Source organism: Bacillus sp. ISL-4, from assembly GCF_018613275.1.
GTDB lineage: Bacteria > Bacillota > Bacilli > Bacillales > DSM-1321 > Peribacillus > Peribacillus simplex_E.
This window is the reverse complement of record NZ_JAGGQN010000001.1, coordinates 85,271-106,383: the sequence shown is the minus strand read 5'-3', so window position 1 is coordinate 106,383 and position 21,113 is coordinate 85,271. Positions and strand designations below refer to the sequence as shown.

Genomic DNA, 21,113 nt, shown 5'->3' with positions numbered 1-21,113 from the left:
TGCCCTTTAGTTGATTGCTTATTTTAAAAAGGCTCACTGAATGTTCTAGGCAGATTCGTCACTTCATGTGCAACCCTGATGCCGGATTGAATGGCTCCTTCAATCCATGCTGGTACGGTCGATGTATGCTCACCAGCGAAGTGGACCCTTCCTTCAGGAGTTGGGATGTATGGAAACAAGTCCGTTTCCTGACCAGGTTTAAACATGGAGAAAGCGCCATATGAATACTGATTCAGTGTCCAGCTATATGAAGCCCCTGTTAAAAAATGATCGTATACTTGGTTTCCATGCACCTGAGCCAAATTTTTCAATGCGTGTTGTATACGGTCTTTTTCAGGAAGTATATCCCACAAAGTGGCGTCATCTTCCCATGTATAACTTGCTAAGATGAGACCGGATTCACTCTGGTTGCTCGTTTGGCTGGGGTAATAAGAAAATCTAATGGGTAAATCGGTCGTCAATTTACCGCCAAAGATTCCTTCCTTTTCCCAAAACCTATGTGTAAATTGAAGTCCAATTTTCGTGGACGCAGCATAATGGAGTTCCCTTATTGCCTTCCACTTATTATGGGAAAATGAATTCCGGGGTTCAATATCCATAAATTGCAGCAATTGAAGTGGGATAGTCACGATGGCAAGGTCACCGGTAACCGTTAAGGGGTTTTGGCTTTGAGTATGTTTAGAGTGGATGGTGACTTGATTATCATGTTGGATGAGCTTTGTCACTTCATATCTGAAGTTTAGATTATCCTTCAATTCCGGTATAAAAGCATAAGGAAGCCGGTCGTTTCCTCCTTCGATTGCAAAAAATTCAATGTCTGGATTAAGGAGTGGCATAAGCTCCCGAAGTATGGCAGGAAAAGAAAGTTCCGGGAATCCTTCTAATCCCAGTATGACTTTGATGCTTTCAATTGCCCCTGTTGAAAGACTCATTCCTACTGGATTGTACTGTAAAAAGAAGCTCATGGAGTATTTATCAAACTCTTTGATGACTATTTCCCAATTTCTAAGTGGGTTTTGAATGATGAAGTCAGTCACAGGCTTAATTGCCATGTTGAGTAATTCTTCAGCTGTTTTACCTCTTTCATGGGGAGCTACAGGGTACCTCAGTATATCCGGGTTCCGTTGATATATGGCAGCGGTTGTCTTGATTCCGTTGGCATAAATGGGATCATTAGGAGTCGCATTAATAAAAGTGTTGACCCGTAAACCATACTTCTTGATGTATTCAGCAACTAAGTAATGATAATTCGGAATGCGCATGGCACCGGCTTCAAGGTAGGAACCTTCAGAAAATGGCTCACGTATAGTCAAAACACGCCCTCCGACCCTCCCGCTTGCTTCCAATATTGTAACCTCGTGCCCCGCTTGTTTTAAAAGGGATGCTGAAACCAACCCAGACATGCCGGCACCAATGATGATGATTTTTTTGGGGATCTGGGAATGCCCCAGGCCATTTCTGATAACAGCAAGCATTTGATCGGGTGAAAGCGGATCTTTGAAAAAGGACAAAGGGTTTTTCTCCTCTCTTGGTACACTTTCTATATGGGATTTAAGCTATCTTATTCCTATTGGGTCACCATTTATGAAGGATCTTCAATAATTTGTCATGATTGATTATTACTATCATATTCCTCTAGGTTTATCCTTTATGTGAAGACTCAATTATTAGATAATTTAAGGTGCAGAAGATGAATAAGTTGTTTATTGTTAAAAGATGATGCCATTTTTTTCGGAAGCTAACTATCTAAAGACTACAATTTATAATGGAGCGAATTTAATTTAGAAAGTTAGAGAAGCAGTGTTCAGCTTTTTTGAACAATGGGATGAAATAACGAAGAATGCTATTCGCAACCTTATTTTCGGAAAAAACTCACCGATCTATATATATGAAAAAAAGCGGATAACTGAGGCAATTATCGTTCTTTGTCTTTGAAAAAACGCTAATAAGCATAACAATTGGAGTTAATATAGTTTCATAAATTTAAGCGAGTGTGCATAAAACAGTGTTAATGAAGTTATTTATACTTGGTGGGGGATATCACTATTACTATCATTCGTAAAAGTGCTAATTCCTGAACATATAATAAAAAACTCTATTCCATGATAGAGTTTTTTTATTATAGTATTCCTTATTTCTTTTTCAGAAAATCAATCGATAGAAACATAGAGTGAAGTTTATATTATAATAAAGTTATTAGTTTTTATTTAAACATATTTGTTTTATGATTGTTTTAGAAGATGATACTGTATAAATTCTTATACTTTCTCATAAAATATATAATAAAAGGGGTTTATTATGTTTAAAATGGAAGAAATTACCCTAGACAATTCCTTTACTATAGTGAAACCCTATACATCTTTAATGGATATAAAGAATAACTTTTTAAAGTTTGATTTTGTAATCATTTCAGCGAAGGAATACTACATTGTTTCAAAGAATGAATGCAATTTCTTGGCATTAATGGATGATTCACTGTCAGTAATCGAGTGGATTGAAAAGGTAAAGTGGACTCCCTCTACCATTTCTACAATAGATGAACTTTCTATGTTACAAACTGATTGGAGCAGACCGGTCTTAATTAAAGCTCCAGAAAAAGAAAAAATTATTGGAATCATAACTGCAAACCAATGGGTTCAACTGCTGGAATTGAAAAATGAGGAGCTATCCGCATACTTTTCTACATTGGCTGAAACCATTAATGACGCAGTCACAGCTGTGGATGAAGAGGGAAAAGTTATCTGCTGGAATACCGTAGCTGAGGGAACATACAGCATTAAACGTGAAAATATCCTTGGTCAAAAGATTGGAGAGCATTTTCAATCAGAGTCTATTATATTACATCGTATATTAAATGAGGGACGTCCCGTTCGTGGGGCTTATCATCGCCCTAATAATGATAATCATGTATTAGTAAATGCCTCCCCAGTTATAAGGGATAATACAGTTATTGGAGGCATTGCAACAGAACATGATATTACTCAAATTGTACGTTTAAACGAGGAACTTGATTCTTCGTTACCGTTACTTATCCATCAGGACAACCCTTTTTCCTCTATTATTGGAGTTAATGTAGAAATTCAAAAAGCCGTGAAGGTAGCGCAAAAAGTTGCCTACGCAGACATTCCGGTTCTGTTAACCGGAGAACCGGGTTCAGGAAAAGAGATGTTAGCACAAGCTATTCATTACGGCGGTTCAAAGCGTACCGGCCCTTTTGTATCTATTAATTGTTCAGCCATTCCTTCCAGTCTTTTAGAGATTGAATTATTTGGATATCAAAAAGGAGTTTTTACAGCAGATAAGAAGACTGGAAAAAACGGAAAAATTGAACAATCACATAATGGAACATTATTTATTGAAGAAATTGATAAAATGCCATTAGACATTCAAGAAAAATTTCTACACTACTTAGAACATGGATCATTTTATCGTGTAGGTACAACGGAATTATTGACGACACATACACGTGTAATTGCCTCTACATCTCAGGCATTAGAAGCAATGGTAAAGGAAGGGAAATTCAACGAAAATCTTTATTATCGCTTAACCGTAATTAACATTGATATTCCCCCTTTACGTGAAAGACCAGAAGATATTGTCAAATTAGCTGAACAGTTTGTGCAAGAGTTCAGTTCTAAGTATAAGAAACCAGTTCCGAAAATTGGATCGGAAGTTATAACTATTTTAGTTAACTATGAATGGCCAGGAAATGTCCGTGAGCTTCGGAATGTTGTGGAACGTGTTATCCTTCTGAATGATGAAAATATTATTAAAAGCAATCATCTTCAAAAAAACATAACTAGTAGCTATTATGTTCATAATAGCCATTACTCAGGCCCACAAGAAACATCATTTCAGGAAGAGGAAAAAGAAGAGTTATCCATGATTCAAGAAGCCTTAAGCAAGACATATGGAAACAAAAGTGCAGCTGCCAAATTACTCGGAATGTCCAGAGGAACACTCTACAATAAGATTAAAGAATACAGATTAAACTGATTTAGTTGCATTTTATTAATTCCCAGTTAAGCCCTCTATTGAAACTTTTGTTATCGCAGATAACAAAATAAACGAGAGCCAGTTTCTGAAAAGACTGCTTTGATAATATCCCCTTAAGGTAGACAGTGTAAAAAGACCACAAACAATCGTGGATATTACACAACTATCTGGAGGGGATTTTATTATGGCTAAAAAAGGGCAAAAGTTCGAGAAATATTCAAAGGAAAAGAAAATGAAAGCTGTACAGATGAATTTGAATGGGGGAGGCGAAATGAAACGAAGTTTACCAAATCAATTGAAAGGTATCTGAGACGTTAGATGGTTTATACCCAAAAAGGGATCTATACAGAACCATTTACCATTCGAATCAATGCTTCTGATACACATCCCATGCATACAAAGTACGACTTCAATAGCTTGTATTAAATGAAACGAACATGATAATGTCTGAGTGGAATCGTTCTTTCCCCATTGTAAATCAGAGATATTGAATCAAAATATTTTAAAACTGATTCAAGGCATGGAAGAAATTCTATTACAACTGCAAACGATTCCAAAAACAGCCACCGAGCTCCGATTGAATATCGAATCTCGATGGCTGTAGTCTTTTTATGACTGTTTACATGACTAATCTGAGTTGGGATTTTTTAATGCGCCAGCCCGTGCCTAAGTTCTAATAGAGTCCATTATTTATGACATATTTCCTTTTGTTTTGTAATTAAGAGGCATTTTTTTCTTTGTTGGTTGATAATAAATCCGATGATTTATTTTTCTTTAAGACAAAGAAAGAACCGACAATCAGTATAGTGAGAAGTAGTGTTAAAAAGAATTGTAAACGTAAGGAATCAATAAAAGTCATCGAGATAAATATACTAGTGATCGTAATAATCGTGGCATATGTTAAATAAGGAAATAACCACATTCTGATCTTAAGTGCTCCAGGATTTTCTTTTTCGTATTTTCTTCGCATGCGTAACTGAGAGAAGGCAATCACTAGATAAACAAGAAGTGCTACACCTCCGGAAGCATTAACTAAAAACAGAAATACTTTATCTGGAGAGATGTAATTGAACCCAATACTAATATAAGCAATAACGGTACATCCTAATATCGCATTCATTGGTATCCCCTTCTTATTTACCTTTAAAAACATTCGGGGAGCATCTCCATTTTCCGCCATAGAAAATAACATACGTGAGCTCGTGTAAATGCCAGAATTCAAACAAGAAAGTACTGCCGTCAAAAGAAGGAAGTTCATGATTTGAGCTGCAGCTGGTATATTTAAAAGTTCAAGGACAGAAACAAAAGGACTTTTCATCAAACTGGAAGAGTCCCATGGAAGAATTGTTACGATTATTAAAATTGAACCTAGGTAAAAAGTTAAAATACGATAAATAACGGTATTTGTAGCAACCCTCATGGCTTTTTCAGGTTGTGAGGTTTCTCCTGCTGCAGTCGCCACAATTTCACTCCCCATAAAAGAGAACATAACAAGGGCAACTCCTATAAAGACAGAACTTATTCCTGAGGGCAGGAATCCACCTCTATGTAGAAGGTTTGAAGTACCAGGTGATTCTATACCTGGTATGAAACCGAATATAATGGCTCCTCCAAGAATTAAAAAGAGAACAATACTGACAACTTTAATCATAGACAGCCAATACTCAAACTCACCAAATGATTTAACAGAATAGATGTTAGTTAGGGTTAATAAAAAAGTAAGCATAAGGCTGACTGACCAAGCAGGCAAAGAAGGAAACCAATATTGAATAATTGTCGCACCTGCTATTGCTTCAACTGCAATGGCAATTACCCAGAAAAACCAGTATAACCAGCCAATCGTGTACCCGGCCCATGGGCCGATCGCTTCTCGTGCGTAAGTGGAAAAAGAGCCACTTGATGGATTTGCCGTTGACATTTCCCCAAGCATCCGCATCACCAAAATTACCAGTAATCCTGCTATCGCATATGAGAAAATAGAACCTGGCCCAGCCGTATTAATTAACGGGCCACTTCCAACAAATAACCCAGCACCGATGATTCCTCCGAGAGAAATCATGGTAATATGCCGAATTTTCAACTCTTTTTTTAATACAGGTTGTTGATGATTCATATCCTACATCCTTTCTATAACGTAAAAACAAAAAAATTAAGGAGATTCAAATCTTTCAAAAAAAATATCAGAAAGTGAAAACCCTTAAAACAATAAACTAATAATTAACAAATCTCCTCTTTTATTTCTGCTACTTATTATAATTAAAAATTCAAAATACAAATAGACTACAAATAAAAGATTAAAAAATATTAAGAATTATATGATAATACATTTTGTGCATATTTGTCTATTTATTTCCCGACGCGGAATATGAACTATACAGTTATGTATACTTTGACGTTATTAAAAAAACATAAACATTGGTTAATCAAAAAGCGAGCTCGTTCTGTTGTTATGATTGAAGGCATTCCTCCAGCCATTTACAAACTGTGTGGTTTAGAAGCTATGCAATTGATTAAAAAGAAGAAGGGTTAATAGGGGGTGGATTCTCCCCAAGATAAAATAAATTCATCCATATACTGTTTAGATTAGTTTATAAGCTAGTGTAAAAATCTATTTTTTGAAAAAATGAATAATAATTAAACAAAAGTGTTCAATTTTAATTTATTTAGACAATTTTGTTAAAAGTGGTATACAAAAGTGTGTAAATGGAATTATAATATGTTTATATTAAGTTTTTGAATATTGTTTGTATTATAAATTTTCCGTTAATAAAGGAGGCAATATTGGATTAGCAAACTTTTTTTCACAAACATCCATTAAAAGTAAAAGAAGAATTAGTCTTTCAGTTTAAAAAAATTGAGGCAGCTACTATCATTTGAAAATTATTCATTACTTTTAATTAACTTAAGATGTTGCGCTATTACATCGATTATACAAAACTATTTTTAAAGGGAGAGAATAACATGATTACAACAAACAATACGGACATTAAAACATATAAACACGAACCATTTACAGATTTTACGCTTGAAGAAAATAAAAGTGAATTTAAAAAAGCTTTAGAGGTTGTACAATCAGAGCTAGGAAAAAATTATCCACTTGTCATTGGAGAAGAATTCATTACAACAAATGAAAAAATTGTATCGATAAATCCAGCAAATAAGGAAGAAGTAATCGGTCGAGTTTCTAAAGCGAATAAAGAATTAGCTGAGAAAGCAATGCAAGCAGCATTGTCTACATTCAACACATGGAAAAAAGAAAATCCAGAAGAACGTGCTAACATTTTATTTCGTGCTGCGGATATCATTCGTCGTCGCAAACATGAATTTTCAGGCTATTTAGTTAAAGAGGCTGGAAAGCCATGGAAAGAAGCTGATGCAGATACGGCTGAAGCAATTGATTTCCTTGAATTCTATGCCCGTCAAATGATGCAATTAAAAGACGGAGCACCTGTAAATAGTCGAGAGGGAGAAGCAAACAAGTTCAACTATATTCCACTTGGTGTAGGTGTCATCATTTCTCCATTCAACTTTCCATTAGCTATTATGGCCGGAACGGCAGCTGCAGCGATTGTTGCCGGAAACACGATTCTTCTGAAACCATCAAATAACACACCAGTGATTGCAGCGAAATTCGTTGAAGTTATGAAAGAAGCAGGTCTTCCTCATGGTGTACTTAGCTATATTCCAGGAGGTGGCGCGGAAATAGGCGATTATCTTGTTGATCATCCGAAAACTCGCTTTGTTTCCTTCACAGGTTCCCGTGAAGTAGGCTGCCGCATTTATGAACGCGCGGCAAAAGTGCATCCGGGTCAAATTTGGTTAAAGCGTGTGATTGCCGAAATGGGCGGAAAAGATACTGTAGTCGTAGATAAAGACGCGGATTTGGATGTAGCGGCCTCTTCAATTGTTTACTCTGCTTTTGGATTCTCCGGACAAAAGTGTTCGGCTGGTTCACGTGCAGTGGTACATCAGGATGTTTATGACGAAGTCCTTGAAAAAGCAGTGGCATTAACTCAGACTTTAACGAATGGCTGCCCTGAAGATGTAAATACCTATATGGGACCCGTTATCAGCCAGGCTTCTTACGATAAAATCATGAAATATATTGAGATAGGAAAGGAAGAAGGCAAGTTGATGACTGGTGGAGAAGGGGACGACTCCAAAGGGTACTTTATTGAACCGACCATCTTTGCGGATATTGATGAAAAAGCACGCCTGATGCAGGAAGAAATTTTTGGACCAGTTATAGCCTTTTGTAAAGCGCGCGATTTCGATCATATGATGGAAATAGCGAACAACACAGACTACGGCTTAACGGGTGCGTTACTTTCTAACACACCTGATCATATTGAACGGGCAAAAGAAGAATTCCACGTAGGTAATCTATACTTTAATCGCGGTTGTACAGGAGCAATCGTTGGGTATCATCCGTTTGGTGGGTTCAACATGTCTGGAACCGATTCGAAGGCAGGTGGCCCTGATTATTTGATTCTACACATGCAAGCGAAAACAACTAGCGAAACACTTTAATAAGAGCTGGGGCAATTTAAAAAGGTTGCCCCATTTAATAAAACGAGGACATGTATTTAGGGGGAAATATTCATGCTGGCAGATGTTTCAAAAAATATTTTTCTTCACGCTTCCAACAACAAAGCGTTAAATAAAGCTGCGAAAAAATGGGGCCTTCGATTTGGGGCTTCCCAAGTTGTGGCAGGAGATACTATCAAAAGTGCGATTAAGAAAGTTCAAGAATTAAATGAAAAAGGCTTGATTTGTACACTGGATCATTTAGGGGAATTTGTTTCAAGTAGAATAGAGGCAATAGAGGCAACGGAATATAACGTAAGAACGTTGGAAGCTATGGGTAGTGCAGCAGTAAATAGTAATTTATCTGTAAAAATGACCCAACTTGGTTTGGACATTGATCGGAATTTTTGTGTTCAAAATATGTGTCTAATTCTTGAGACAGCCAAGAAATACAACAATTTTGTCAGAATCGATATGGAAGATCATGCACATTGCCAAATCACGTTAGATATCCTGAGAGAATTACGCGAAACATATGATAATGTAGGAACAGTGATTCAATCCTATTTATATCGAGCGGAACAGGACGTAAAAGAATTAAAAGGAATTCCCCTTCGTTTAGTTAAAGGAGCTTATCAAGAATCTCCTTCTGTGGCTTATCAGGAGAAAGAAGAAGTAGATAAAAATTATATGAGAATCATTGAAGAGCATTTGCTGAGTGGTAGCTATACGGCGATTGCTTCCCATGATCATCGTATCGTTGCCAGTGTAAAAGAGTTTGTTCAAAAACACAATATTTCACGTAACCAATTTGAGTTTCAAATGTTATATGGATTTAGAACAGACATGCAACTAAGTTTAGCTAAAGAAGGATATACAATGCGTGTGTATATTCCTTTTGGTAACGACTGGTTTGGTTATTTTATGCGTCGCTTGGCAGAAAGACCACAAAATATTGCTTTTGCCCTTAAAGGATTCTTTTCTAAATAATTGATCAGCGGAGTCATGATTGGAGCCAGTAAAGTTGATACCGAGGTCATAGCTATCGACAAGGGTACATTACCTTTTGCTACCAGGAACCGACTATGGGAAGCTCGACATAATCTTGATAAATAAGTCGACTTCATTGATAATGGTGCAGTTTCAACTAGAACAGGAAATCAAAGAAAGCGCTCAGTGAAGAAATAATACGACCCCGTCCTCCCTTGACCGGTGGATTCACCAGTATGAAAAGTCTGGTTCCTTCCAAGAGAATGACAACAGTTCACTCGAGAAGGAGGAGCCTTTAATGCTACTTAAAGAGCTTGAGCAACAGCAGATGGTGAATGATATTTGAAAGCAAGCTTCGTATTCTCGGAACACTAGGCTATATACGCCGAGAGTGTTTTAAGGTTAAAAAGCGCAAAATTGTATCATAATATAACCATATACTAAAAGTTTACATAGGTGATGATTTCAGGTCCCATGTTTTAGGAGGACGGGTTTATAGAAGCGAAATATTGCAGAGAATCAAGGGTCATAAGAACGAGTCGTATATTTCCAAATGATGTAAACAATCATAATACATTATTTGGCGGCAGATTAATGAGTGATGTCGATCAAGTAGCATCGATTTCTGCAGCACGTCATAGTCGAAGTGAATGTGTAACTGCTTCAACAGATTCAGTTGACTTTTTACATCCCATTCGTACAACAGATTCAGTGTGTTTTATATCTTATGTGGCATGGACCGGCACATCTTCAATGGAGGTTTTTGTGAAAATTATTGCTGAAGATTTAAAAAGCAGTGTTCGTAGAATTGCAGCGACTGCTCTATTAACATTTGTTGCACTAGATGAACATAAACGTCCAACACGTGTTCCAAAAGTTATTCCGGAGACAGAAGAAGAAAAAAAATTACATGAAACGGCATTAGATCGAGCAAGTATGCGGCAACAGAGAAAACAAAAAAGCAAAGATGTGGCTATGTTTTTAAATGTAGATTATCCTTAACTTTCATATAGTAACCTATAACCTACGAGGTGCAAAGAAGGTAAGAGGCAATCCTTATCAATATCGATCAAGTTGAAAAGCCGGACAATAAGCAAAGTGAAGCATTAGATTTACTAAGTTCACCCAGTCTTTTTTCCGGCTATCGTTCTCAACATAGTTGGACCTACAAAGGGACGAGTTCGTTTTCATCCAGAAATAACTGATTTATCCATGTCGATGAAATTTAAAATTTGGGATTATTGATCTTCCTGTTGATAGGGGAAAAGGCTTATTGTTTGCAATTCCCCGTAATATTACCTCTTCTTAATTAGATCAGTTAAGTCGAGGGAACTTGTCTGCGATAAGTCAAATTGTTCGAACAAACAAAGATATTATAGTTCTGGTGGATTAACGGCTTCATACTTCGAATGGATGCAAAACAATCAGGCTATTATTTGACAGAAAAAATGGCACAAAAATTACGAAATAATAGTCATTCTTTTAAAAGGTTTCTTCCATAGCACAAAATTATCAAATAGATATGCGTCCAGCTGCTAACATGGCTCGGTGTAAGTATGAAATTTGGAATCTCTAATTTATTTCTTTAGAAAGAGAGGTTTTTAAGGTGAAAAGAGTTATAGAAGCTGTCTATAGTCCTTGTTGCGGAAAAGTTGAAAACATATTTGTTAGTCAAGGTTCTTATGTATATGAATGGGAAAAACTAATGGTAGTTCATACAACGGACAATAAAAAAGTAGAAATTGAGACTGGTGTAAGTGGTCATGTTGTTTCAATTGAAGTAACAAAAAATCAAAATGTAAGTAATGAAACAGTGTTAATTCAGTTTATAGGATGACTTATTAATCACAGGAAGTGATTGATAAAAAATTGGGTATTTAAGATTTAGGATCCTGAATATGGATTATTCTAAATGAGAGACTTGCGATGGTGTATAATGAATATTTAGAATATTTTGTATATTTTAATGGGGCAAAGCGGAATAAATGAATGAAAGCAAGAGTTTCTAATTAGTTAAAACGAAGCAATCCCTTTTTTTATAATGAAAGAAAGCTTATTTAATAAATTTACTGAGTTCATTCATTTTTTTTCCATTCATAAAAGTACTAGTTATTGCACATATGTTTAAAGGCTCTACGATATGGTAGAGTTTTTTTATTATAAAAACCTTCGTTCAGGTGCAAAAACCACTCGCTAGAAGCATAGGGCGATTTTTACAATAAAGCTAATTTTTTTATTGTATTGTTCTTTTTAGGAACAATATTCTTGAAATTGGGCAAAAGACAATACCTGCCGCAAATACACACATAGACTACTATATTGTAGGGGATGTGTGTATTTTTTTATTGATGGAAACATGAATACATATTTCAATAGAGAATTTTGAAGAATCCGCTGGATCCTCGATAGTGTTATCAAGGGTGTTTGTTCGGTGACCCGTTCGTTGCGCGGAACCGTAAATTAACAGGTGGTTCTGGCAAGCCAAAAGGTTTGGACGCAGGTTTTTATGTGAAATCTATATTTTTGCTGATGTGACGAACGAAATGACGATATAACAAAAAGGTATCTTTCGACCGGTCTCGTAATGTTTGTTTTTGACGGTGTCGATGAATAATTAAGATTGTAAACGACAGACCGTATTGATTAATAGCTATGTACCAGGCGGGGAAATATAGAAGGAACGTGCAGTATTTCGTATTCGGCCGGACAAGTGTATTGATGGAAGCGGAGTAAATCGACTTGACGGCACCTAAGCAAGGTTATGAAGCGATCAACCAGAGTAAATATATCCCAATAATAACCTCGATAGAATATTTAAAAAACCAATCAACCAAAATCATCATCAAGGAAAATCCTGTCTTTCTGCAAAACCATGAAAAATTTGTTTGTGGAATATTATTAAATATTTTCCTTCTCAGAGGAGATACTACCAAGAGACAAAGATTTGAAAGGAAGACAGTATGGATCATATACAAATGGCCCGTGCGATGTTCGGGACGAATATGGCTGTACATATCATATTTGCAACGATCGGCGTCGGGTTGCCGATGATGATGTTGGCAGCGGAATTAATGTATCAAAGGACAAAGGAATTACAGTATGTTGTCATGGCTAAACGCTGGACCAAAACATTAGGGGTTTTGCTTGGGGTCGGGATTCCGACTGGTACGATTGCGGGTGTGCAACTATCACTATTATGGCCTGGGTTCATGGAAGTGATTGGACGTGTCATGGCGCTTCCATTCCAGATCGAGATTTATGCATTCATGGTTGAAGCGCTTTTCATGTCAATCTACGTGTATGCTGCTGAAAAAATAAAGCCATGGGCCCGTATCGTGAGTTTATTCTTTGTTGCATTCGGCGCAATGGCTTCGGCGGTTTTGATTTCTAATGTCCATGCTTTTGAAGGTACACCGGCTGGGTTCCGGTTTGAAAATGGGGAAATCGTCGATGTCGATCCTTGGGCGGCATTTTTCAACCCAAGTTTCTTGGTGACGGCAGGTCATACGGCCTTGACTGCTTATACTACAGGTGCTTTTGTCGTAGCGGCCGTTGCAGCCTATAAGATGCTGAAAAATAAATATGGCACTGCTGAATTTAATTTTCACCAAAAAGCACTGAGGCTCAGTATTGTATTGGGTTTGGTTTTTTCTTTTTTGACGGCATTGAACGGTCATGCGACTACACAGCATTTATATAGGGAACAGCCGGAGAAACTGGCGGCGGCTGAAGGGTTGTTTGAAACAAAGGACCATGCCGGACTTACCTTGTTCGGTTATACCGATAGGGAAGCTCAGGAAGTGAAGTATGGGATTGAATTCCCATGGTTATTAAGCTTTCTATCCGGTAATAGCTTCGATACGGTTGTGACTGGCTTGAACGATTTTCCAGAAGAGTATTGGCCGCCGCTTTATGTCCATATCTTATTCAATGCCATGGTCATCATCGGTTCCGGCTTAATCGCCTTAGCACTGTTTGCATTGGTATGGAATAAATGGCTGAAAAGGGAGACTTATCCGAAATGGGTTCTCTGGCTGTTTGTTGCTGCAGGTCCGCTTTCGGTGATTTCGATTGAATGCGGTTGGATTTTTGCTTGTACAGGCAGACAGCCATGGACGATATACAGGATGCTGACTACGGAGGATTCAGTCACTTCGTACGAAAACCTTGGATTTTTATTCACAATGTTCATTATTGTATATATCATTTTATGCGTTTCTGTAGTATTTACACTTTTGTATTATTTCAAACGTCATTCCGTTATGGATGATATTTATAAGGCAGAACAGAAAGATGTAAGGCTTTTCGATTCGAATTCATAAAAGGGGGGGAGGCGGTTGAGTGATGCTCTTCTTGCAATAACATTGGTCTGGGGCTTTATTTTTCTTTATGCCATCATGGCCTCTATGGATTTTGGCGCCGGCTTCTGGGCAATGACTTACATTAAAAAGGAAGAAACGAATGCTACGAAAATTGCAAATAGCTATTTATCACCGACTTGGGAAGTGACTAATACTTTTGTGGTTGGTCTTGTAATTGCGATTTACAGTTTATTTCCAGGTGCGGTTTTCCCGATTGGGGTAGCCTTGATCGTTCCTGCGAGCCTGATATTGGTCCTGCTATGTATTAGGAGCGCTTTCTTGGTTTTCTCGCATAGCGTAGACAAATATGAAAAAGCGTTAACATATATCTCAGGATTGACGGGATTGATCATACCTGGGCTATTAATCAGTGTATTGCCCATCACCCATCTTGGATTTGTCGAAGGCGTGAGAGGAAATGAAGAATTGAATCTATCTAAACTTTTCACGAGTCCGAATGAGTATGCATTTGTGGGATTTGGAATCATGAGCACGCTTTTTTTATCATCTTTGCTCCTGTCTGATTACTCAAAACAGGCTGACGAAATGAAAGCATACAAAATATATCGCAGGGATGCGATGATAACGGGACCGCTTATGTTAGTCATGTCTCTGTTGGTTATGCTCACGTTAAAAAACGAAGCGAATTGGATTTACCAAGGAATGATGAAAAACTCGGCATTGTTATTCGTCTCGCTCGTTTTTTTCATCATTAGCGGGATAGCACTGTACTTACCCTATTTTTCTAAGCAGGAGGTTAAAGGGATGCCTCGCGTCGCTGTAATAGCGATTATCATTCAGTATTTAATCGGCAGTTATGTTTATGGAATCGCACATTTACCTTATATCATCTATCCAAATGTCACGATTCTTTCAGGATTTACCGATCCAACATCTTTCCGGGCTGTTTTTGCCACATATATCGTGGGCTTTGCGATATTAGTGCCAGGGTTCTATTATTTCTGGTCCATCTTCATGAAAGATCAGCGTCGAATGTTCAAACGGCGGCAAATGTCAAATTAGTTCATCTTGGAAAAGAGAGGTTATCACTATGAAAAAGTTAGATCTGCTAAAATATGCGGTTTTAGTCATCTCACTCTTTTTGAGCTATCAAGCAGTTGAAGCGCATGATAAAAATTTTCAGGTCGATGGCACTTATATTTCAACAAAAAGAGATGTAACAGGTGACCAGAAAATAGACATCATCCAGGTTCAGGGTTTGCCATATGAGGAAGGAAGCGAGTTTCTGAAGAAAATTGAGTTAAGTGTGGAAAGCAATCGCCGTACAATTAGCGTCCCGCTTGAAGCTGGGTATAATCCAGATCTCAAGGTTGCCGACTTGAATAATGATGGGATCCAGGATGTATTGGTCACGGTTTTGATGGAAGGTAGAGAGCGTTTGATAACCAGTTACGCCTATACGTTCAAGGATGGAAAAGTGAGGAAACTGGAAATCCCTCCATCCGTTCCCGTAATGGCCCAATTTCTTGCAGGATACAAAGCGGAAATCATTATTGAAGGTCAAAAGCCTGTGGTGATAGATGTCAGTTCGAGAAAACAAGCTTATGATGAAATGGGCATTTATCAAAATGGAAAATTAAATGAACCGACAGAGCTTTTGGTTGATCCATATTCTTCACTGGACTTAAAGAATGTTTTTGGGAAAGGGAAAGCGCTTGTGGGAGTCCAAAATGTAAAAGGGTCAGATGAACGTGATTCGATACTGGAAATCAAATCAGTATGGAAGTATAACAATGGATGGAAGCTTGTAAAAGCCCAAGTTAAACCGGTCAAGGGAAGAAATAAATAGTGAATGTTATCATGGGATAGGTTTGAATGTGACATAGTTCAGGCATATCGTAGTTAAATAAAGCAGTTGACAGCTCTTGGTTTTGAGGGCTGTTTTTGTTTATAATTAAAAATTGACAATTTTTAAATATTTGGTAAAATCTAAATAAATCCATTTAACTACTATGTTGTTAAATGTAAGCGGATACAAAAAGGGGGGTGCAGTCTTACGGAGTTAAAGGAAAAAATAATTGAAACGTCGCTGACTCTCTTCGATCAGCATGGTTTTCACGGTGTCTCCGTTAACGAAATCGTTAAGGCATGCGGAACTAGCAAGGGGGGGTTTTATCACCATTTCTCTTCCAAAGATGAACTCCTATTTGTCATTCATGATTACTTCATTTCATATGTTTTAATAAAAGCACAGGAAGCCATTTCAGAAAGTACCCATCCAACAGAAAAAATGCAAAAGATCATTCAATCATTCGTTAAAGTTTTTGACCTCTATAAACCACACATCTCAGTTTTCTATCAAGAAAGCATTTACTTAAAACCACCTTATGTTGAAGCAATTAAAAAAAAGCGTCAAATGTATAAAGAAATCATTTTTTCCGTCATCAAAGAAGGCATTGACAAGGGAGTGTTCCGCAGCGAATTGCCAGTGGAAATTACCGGAATGTCAATTCTCGGCATGGTGAACTGGTCCTACAAATGGTACAAAAGGGACGGTGGAAAAACGATTGATGAAATCGGCGATATTTACGTAGATTTAATTCTGAATGCCCTATTGACAGATGAAGAAAAAGATGCGGAAATCACCCAGCCATTTCTACTGAAGAACAATGTTGTTGTCGATTAAACAATTAACTTGATTTAAACAGACCAACTAGTCGGTCTCAATTGAAAGGGGAATGAACATATGGATTTTTCACTTACAAAAGAACAGCAGATGATTAAGGAAATGGTTAAGGAATTTGCCGAAAAGGAAATTAAACCCATTGCGATTGAGTTGGATGCAAAGTCCATGTTTGCGGAGGATGTATTCAAAAAAATGGGGAAACTCGGGTTACTTGGAATTCCATTCCCTGAAGAATATGGCGGTTCGGGGGGAGATACGATTTCATATGCCATTGCAGTTGAAGAGGTTGGCAAGGCATGCGGGGGAACCGGCTTAAGTTATGCTGCAGCAGTTTCGCTCGGAGCAAGTCCAATTTACTATTTTGGAACCGAGGAACAGAAGCAAAAATATCTGGTTCCAATCACGACAGGTGAAACTCTGGCAGCTTTCGGGTTGACAGAGCCTAATGCGGGTTCCGATGCTGGCGGTACGAGAACCACTGCCGTGTTGGAAGGTGATGAATATGTGATCAATGGTGAGAAAACATGGATTACCAATGCCAGCTATTCAAGAACCGTTACCGTCACTGCTGTATCGGGCAAAGATTCCAAGGGCAAGAATATCATCTCTGCATTCATCGTGCCAACCGATACCCAAGGGCTTACAATCAATAGCAATTATGAAAAAATGGGAGTTCGGGCTTCCAATACTTGTGAAATCATTCTGGATAACGTCCGGGTACCAAAGAAAAATTTATTGGGAGATCCAGACAAAGGGTTCAAACAATTCTTATTCACTCTGGATGGAGGAAGGATTTCCATTGCAGCTTTGGCCGTCGGTATCGCTCAGGCTGCCTTTGATAAAGCTTTAGCTTTTTCAAAAGAGCGCATACAATTCGGTAAATCGATATCAAATTTCCAGGCCATTCAATTCAAGCTGGCAGACATGGCGATGGAAATTGAACTGGCGAGGAATATGGTATATAAGGCGGCGTGGTTAAAAGATAATAAAAAGCCTTTTGCAAAGGAAGCGGCATACGCCAAGCTTTTTGCAAGTGAAACCGCTTTCCGGGCCAGCAATCAAGCGATTCAAATACACGGTGGTTCTGGTTACATGCGCGAATACGAAGTGGAGCGCTATTTAAGAGATGCTAAGTTATTGGAAATTGGTGAAGGCACATCCGAAATTCAAAGAATCGTTATCGCCAGACAATTAGGCTGTTAATCTTTATGGAACGTAAAATGAACGATGATGCTTTGGTTCATTTTGGTGAAAAGCAGATGTTATCTATACAGCAAAACACGTTCATTCTTACTTTTATTTGATTAGGAGGAGTTTGATGTCTGATTTGCTAGATATTACTATCGGGAAATTGCTTGAGAGGACAGCTGAACAATATGGTGATAATGAAGCGGTGGTGTACCATGAACTGGGTCTCCGCCATTCCTATCGAGAATTTGAAAAGATTTGCCGAAAGGCGGCCAGGGGGTTCATGTCACTCGATATAAAAAAAGGGGAACATATTGCCATTTGGGCGTCCAATAAACCGGAATGGCTTATATCCCAATTTTCCACCGCGAAAATGGGCGGGGTGCTGGTTACGGTCAACACTAATTACCGTACAAGTGAACTGGAATACTTGCTTAAGCAATCGGATGCGACGACGATCATCCTGATGGAACAATATAAGGATCATTCATATATAGATACGCTGTACGAAATCGTACCTGAATTGAAAAATGCAGAACCAGGAAAATTACAATCTGAGAAACTTCCAAAATTGAAAAATATCATCATTTTGGGTGAAGCGCGTTATCCCGGAACGTTTTCGTGGGATGATGTCATTAGCGGAAGCGAATCCATTTCGGAGGAGTCACTGGACATGAGGATGGAGGAATTGGCTCCCGATGATGTGATTAATATGCAATATACATCAGGAACGACAGGATTTCCAAAAGGAGTGATGCTGACGCATTCAAACTTGGTCAACAACGGATTGAATGTCGCGGAATGCATGAGGCTTACCGAAGTCGACCGGCTTTGCATCCCGGTTCCGTTTTTTCATTGTTTCGGCTGTTCCCTTGGTACGATGGCCTCGGTTTCTGTAGGGGCAACAATGGTGCCGATAGTGGAATTTAATCCACGCGTCGTCCTTCAGACCGTTGAAGCCGAAAAATGTACGGGACTTCATGGTGTTCCGACGATGTTCATCGCTCAACTTAATCTCGATGACTTTGACCAGTATGATTTACGTTCGTTGCGGACTGGAATCATGGCAGGCTCCACATGTCCGATTGAAGTCATGAAAAACGTGGTGAATAAGATGGGAATCTCGGAAATCACGATTACTTATGGTCAAACGGAATCGTCTCCAGGAATTACGATGACAAGAACGGACGATCCGATCGAACTTCGTGTTTCCTCAGTGGGAAGGGCTTTGCCGAAAGTGGAAGTGAAAATTGTCGATCCAGTTACCGGGGAAGAAGTCCAGCGTGGCAAACAAGGGGAACTCTGTTCGAGGGGATACCATGTAATGAAGGGATATTATAATAACCCGGAGGCTACTGAGCAGGCGATTGACCGGGAAGGCTGGCTACATACGGGAGATTTGGCGGTGATGGATGAAAGGGGTTATTGCAAGATTACAGGCAGGCTGAAAGACATGATCATTCGCGGAGGGGAAAATATCTATCCCCGTGAGATTGAAGAATTCCTCTATCAACATCCTGCAATTGTCGATGTCCAGGTACTCGGCGTTCCAGATCAGAAGTATGGGGAAGAGGTAGCGGCATGGATCATTTTGAAAGCAGGAGAAACACTGACGGAGAAAGAATTGATAGAGTATTGCAAAGGGAAAATATCTTTTCATAAAATTCCCCGTTACATTCAATTTACCGATGCTTATCCCATGACTGCATCCGGGAAAATCCAAAAGTATAAGCTTCGGCAACAAACTCTTGATCTGCTATCGGATCTCACTAAATAAGGAGGGTATCGAATGATTCGAAAAATTCTTATCGCAAACAGGGGAGAAATAGCATCACGCATTATTCGTACATGCAGGAAGTTGGGAATACTTACTGTCGCCGTTCATTCGGAAGCAGATGCGGATTCACCATTTGTGGGATTGGCGGATGAGGCATATTTATTGGGTGGCCCGAGAGTACAGGAAAGCTATTTAAATGTCAATAAGATTTTGGAAATAGCTAAGAAAACGGGAGTGGAAGCCATTCATCCTGGATACGGATTTCTTAGTGAAAATGCAGATTTCGCACGTTCATGCGAAGAAGCAGGCTTGATATTCATTGGTCCAAAACCAGAAATCATCCAGCAGATGGGCAATAAAGTCGAGGCACGGAAAAGGATGGAACAAGCGGGACTTCCATTGGTGCCTGGATTTTCACGTCCGTTAATTGATAGTGCAGAAGCGGCAGCCGTTGCCGAAAAGATTGGCTATCCAGTCATGTTAAAAGCAGCAGCAGGCGGCGGGGGAATCGGCATGCAGGCCGTTGCTAATGAAGATGAATTGACCAAGGCCTTCGAAGGGAATCAAAAACGTGCCCAATTGTTTTTTGGCAATGGAGATATGTTCATAGAAAAACTGATTGAGAAGCCTCGTCATATCGAAATTCAGGTATTGGCGGATTCCTTTGGGAATGCTGTTTACTTATGGGAAAGGGAATGCTCCGTTCAAAGACGCCACCAGAAAGTCGTGGAAGAGGCTCCCTCTTCTTTCCTTGACGAAGAAACAAGAAACAGGATGGGCATGGCTGCAGTGGAAGCGGTAAAATCCATTGGTTATAGCAATGCGGGCACCCTCGAATTTTTAGTTGATGGAGATAAAAATTTTTATTTCCTGGAAATGAATACACGTCTTCAGGTTGAGCATCCTGTCACCGAAGAAATTACGGGGCTGGATTTAGTCGAGCAGCAAATTAAAATTGCATCGGGCAACAAATTGGAATTCACTCAAAGTGAGATTAAACAGGATGGACACTCCATTGAAGTGCGCATATACGCTGAAGACCCGAAAACGTTTTATCCAGCACCGGGGAGAATCACCAGCATGGAACTTCCGGAAGGGGAAGGGATCCGTCATGAATTGGCGGTTCATGGAACTTCCGTCGTGTCCCACTTTTATGATCCGATGATCGCCAAATTGGTAGTGAGCGGCGATTCAAGGGATAAAGCGATCAAGAGATTAAGAGAAGCGCTGGCAAACTATAAAATAGAAGGAATAAAAACAAACCTTCCTTTGCTTATGGAAATAATTTCTCATGAAGCTTTTTCCCAAGGAGATACGACTACGGATTTCATTGCGAAATATATTAAAAAATTGACTGTATAACGCATATTTTAAAACAAAATGATCAGGAGGAATGTAAGATGGCAGAATTAAAGGCTAGCATGGCAGGAAGCGTTTGGAAAATCGTAGCGAATGAGGGGCAAAGTGTAACAGACGGACAGGACATCATTATCTTGGAATCGATGAAAATGGAAATCCCCATTGCAGCCGAAGAAGCTGGCACCATCAAAGAACTTAAAGTGAATGAGGGGGACTTCGTAAATGAGGGCGACATTTTGGCCGTCATTGAATAAAAGGACGGAGGGGT

15 protein-coding genes and 2 pseudogenes are annotated in these 21,113 nt (G+C 38.8%); 14 read left to right on the top strand and 3 right to left on the bottom strand.

The window, feature by feature from the left end; genetic code table 11:
- Nucleotides 1-23 precede the first annotated feature (23 nt).
- A complete protein-coding gene (locus J7J00_RS00520; protein ID WP_214786698.1) occupies nt 24-1,475 on the bottom strand; it encodes a flavin monoamine oxidase family protein in 1,452 nt (483 codons plus the stop codon).
- Between the two features lie 823 nt (nt 1,476-2,298).
- On the opposite strand from J7J00_RS00520, the gene J7J00_RS00515 reads away from it, so the two are divergent.
- Both J7J00_RS00515 and J7J00_RS27780 read left to right on the top strand, forming a co-directional pair.
- Entirely contained in the window at nt 2,299-3,996 is a 1,698-nt protein-coding gene (locus J7J00_RS00515; protein WP_214786526.1) for a sigma-54 interaction domain-containing protein, read from the top strand.
- 184 nt (nt 3,997-4,180) lie between these two features.
- Nucleotides 4,181-4,306, top strand: a complete 126-nt coding sequence (locus J7J00_RS27780) for a hypothetical protein (protein WP_286201112.1) — start codon at nt 4,181-4,183, stop codon at nt 4,304-4,306.
- A gap of 408 nt (nt 4,307-4,714) precedes the next feature.
- On the opposite strand, the gene J7J00_RS00510 is transcribed toward J7J00_RS27780, so the two are convergent.
- Nucleotides 4,715-6,109, bottom strand: coding sequence for an amino acid permease (locus tag J7J00_RS00510; protein ID WP_214786524.1), 1,395 nt, complete (start codon nt 6,107-6,109; stop codon nt 4,715-4,717).
- Between the two features lie 848 nt (nt 6,110-6,957).
- On the opposite strand from J7J00_RS00510, the gene pruA reads away from it, so the two are divergent.
- On the top strand, nt 6,958-8,526 hold the full coding sequence (pruA, locus tag J7J00_RS00505) for an L-glutamate gamma-semialdehyde dehydrogenase (protein ID WP_214786522.1): 1,569 nt from the start codon (nt 6,958-6,960) through the stop codon (nt 8,524-8,526).
- A gap of 72 nt (nt 8,527-8,598) precedes the next feature.
- Nucleotides 8,599-9,513: a proline dehydrogenase family protein gene (locus J7J00_RS00500; RefSeq protein ID WP_214786520.1), complete on the top strand. Its 915-nt coding sequence runs from the start codon at nt 8,599-8,601 to the stop codon at nt 9,511-9,513.
- 2 nt (nt 9,514-9,515) lie between these two features.
- Here the strand turns inward: J7J00_RS00500 and J7J00_RS00495 are convergent.
- Nucleotides 9,516-9,596: pseudogene (locus tag J7J00_RS00495) on the bottom strand (hypothetical protein); the annotation flags it as partial.
- A gap of 412 nt (nt 9,597-10,008) precedes the next feature.
- Here J7J00_RS00495 and J7J00_RS00490 point away from each other — a divergent pair.
- From J7J00_RS00490 to J7J00_RS00445, 10 genes and pseudogenes are all read left to right on the top strand, one after another.
- Nucleotides 10,009-10,515, top strand: a complete 507-nt coding sequence (locus J7J00_RS00490) for an acyl-CoA thioesterase (RefSeq protein ID WP_214786697.1) — start codon at nt 10,009-10,011, stop codon at nt 10,513-10,515.
- Between the two features lie 604 nt (nt 10,516-11,119).
- Nucleotides 11,120-11,375: pseudogene (locus J7J00_RS00485) on the top strand (biotin/lipoyl-containing protein).
- A 1,098-nt stretch (nt 11,376-12,473) separates the two neighbouring features.
- A complete protein-coding gene (locus J7J00_RS00480) occupies nt 12,474-13,835 on the top strand; it encodes a cytochrome ubiquinol oxidase subunit I (RefSeq protein WP_214786516.1) in 1,362 nt (453 codons plus the stop codon).
- A gap of 15 nt (nt 13,836-13,850) precedes the next feature.
- On the top strand, nt 13,851-14,897 hold the full coding sequence (locus J7J00_RS00475; protein ID WP_214786514.1) for a cytochrome d ubiquinol oxidase subunit II: 1,047 nt from the start codon (nt 13,851-13,853) through the stop codon (nt 14,895-14,897).
- 28 nt (nt 14,898-14,925) lie between these two features.
- Entirely contained in the window at nt 14,926-15,684 is a 759-nt protein-coding gene (locus J7J00_RS00470) for a hypothetical protein (RefSeq protein WP_214786512.1), read from the top strand.
- Between the two features lie 183 nt (nt 15,685-15,867).
- Nucleotides 15,868-16,521, top strand: coding sequence for a TetR/AcrR family transcriptional regulator (locus tag J7J00_RS00465; RefSeq protein WP_214786695.1), 654 nt, complete (start codon nt 15,868-15,870; stop codon nt 16,519-16,521).
- Nucleotides 16,522-16,581: 60 nt separating this feature from the next.
- Nucleotides 16,582-17,724, top strand: coding sequence for an acyl-CoA dehydrogenase family protein (locus tag J7J00_RS00460; protein ID WP_141994231.1), 1,143 nt, complete (start codon nt 16,582-16,584; stop codon nt 17,722-17,724).
- Nucleotides 17,725-17,848: 124 nt separating this feature from the next.
- A complete protein-coding gene (locus tag J7J00_RS00455) occupies nt 17,849-19,486 on the top strand; it encodes an AMP-binding protein (protein ID WP_214786693.1) in 1,638 nt (545 codons plus the stop codon).
- 12 nt (nt 19,487-19,498) lie between these two features.
- Nucleotides 19,499-20,848, top strand: coding sequence for an acetyl-CoA carboxylase biotin carboxylase subunit (locus J7J00_RS00450; protein ID WP_214786510.1), 1,350 nt, complete (start codon nt 19,499-19,501; stop codon nt 20,846-20,848).
- A gap of 38 nt (nt 20,849-20,886) precedes the next feature.
- Nucleotides 20,887-21,099, top strand: coding sequence for an acetyl-CoA carboxylase biotin carboxyl carrier protein subunit (locus J7J00_RS00445; RefSeq protein WP_076371237.1), 213 nt, complete (start codon nt 20,887-20,889; stop codon nt 21,097-21,099).
- Nucleotides 21,100-21,113: the final 14 nt, after the last annotated feature.

What these genes read in the sequence shown, in the direction of transcription:
- J7J00_RS00520 (WP_214786698.1), bottom strand. Translation starts at nt 1,475, where the DNA reads ATGCTTGCTGTTATCAGAAATGGCCTGGGGCATTCCCAGATCCCCAAA.
- J7J00_RS00510 (WP_214786524.1), bottom strand. Translation starts at nt 6,109, where the DNA reads ATGAATCATCAACAACCTGTATTAAAAAAAGAGTTGAAAATTCGGCAT.
- J7J00_RS00500 (WP_214786520.1), top strand. Translation starts at nt 8,599, where the DNA reads ATGCTGGCAGATGTTTCAAAAAATATTTTTCTTCACGCTTCCAACAAC.
- J7J00_RS00445 (WP_076371237.1), top strand. Translation starts at nt 20,887, where the DNA reads ATGGCAGAATTAAAGGCTAGCATGGCAGGAAGCGTTTGGAAAATCGTA.
- J7J00_RS00460 (WP_141994231.1), top strand. Translation starts at nt 16,582, where the DNA reads ATGGATTTTTCACTTACAAAAGAACAGCAGATGATTAAGGAAATGGTT.
- J7J00_RS00470 (WP_214786512.1), top strand. Translation starts at nt 14,926, where the DNA reads ATGAAAAAGTTAGATCTGCTAAAATATGCGGTTTTAGTCATCTCACTC.
- J7J00_RS00515 (WP_214786526.1), top strand. Translation starts at nt 2,299, where the DNA reads ATGTTTAAAATGGAAGAAATTACCCTAGACAATTCCTTTACTATAGTG.
- pruA (WP_214786522.1), top strand. Translation starts at nt 6,958, where the DNA reads ATGATTACAACAAACAATACGGACATTAAAACATATAAACACGAACCA.
- J7J00_RS00450 (WP_214786510.1), top strand. Translation starts at nt 19,499, where the DNA reads ATGATTCGAAAAATTCTTATCGCAAACAGGGGAGAAATAGCATCACGC.
- J7J00_RS27780 (WP_286201112.1), top strand. Translation starts at nt 4,181, where the DNA reads ATGGCTAAAAAAGGGCAAAAGTTCGAGAAATATTCAAAGGAAAAGAAA.
- J7J00_RS00480 (WP_214786516.1), top strand. Translation starts at nt 12,474, where the DNA reads ATGGATCATATACAAATGGCCCGTGCGATGTTCGGGACGAATATGGCT.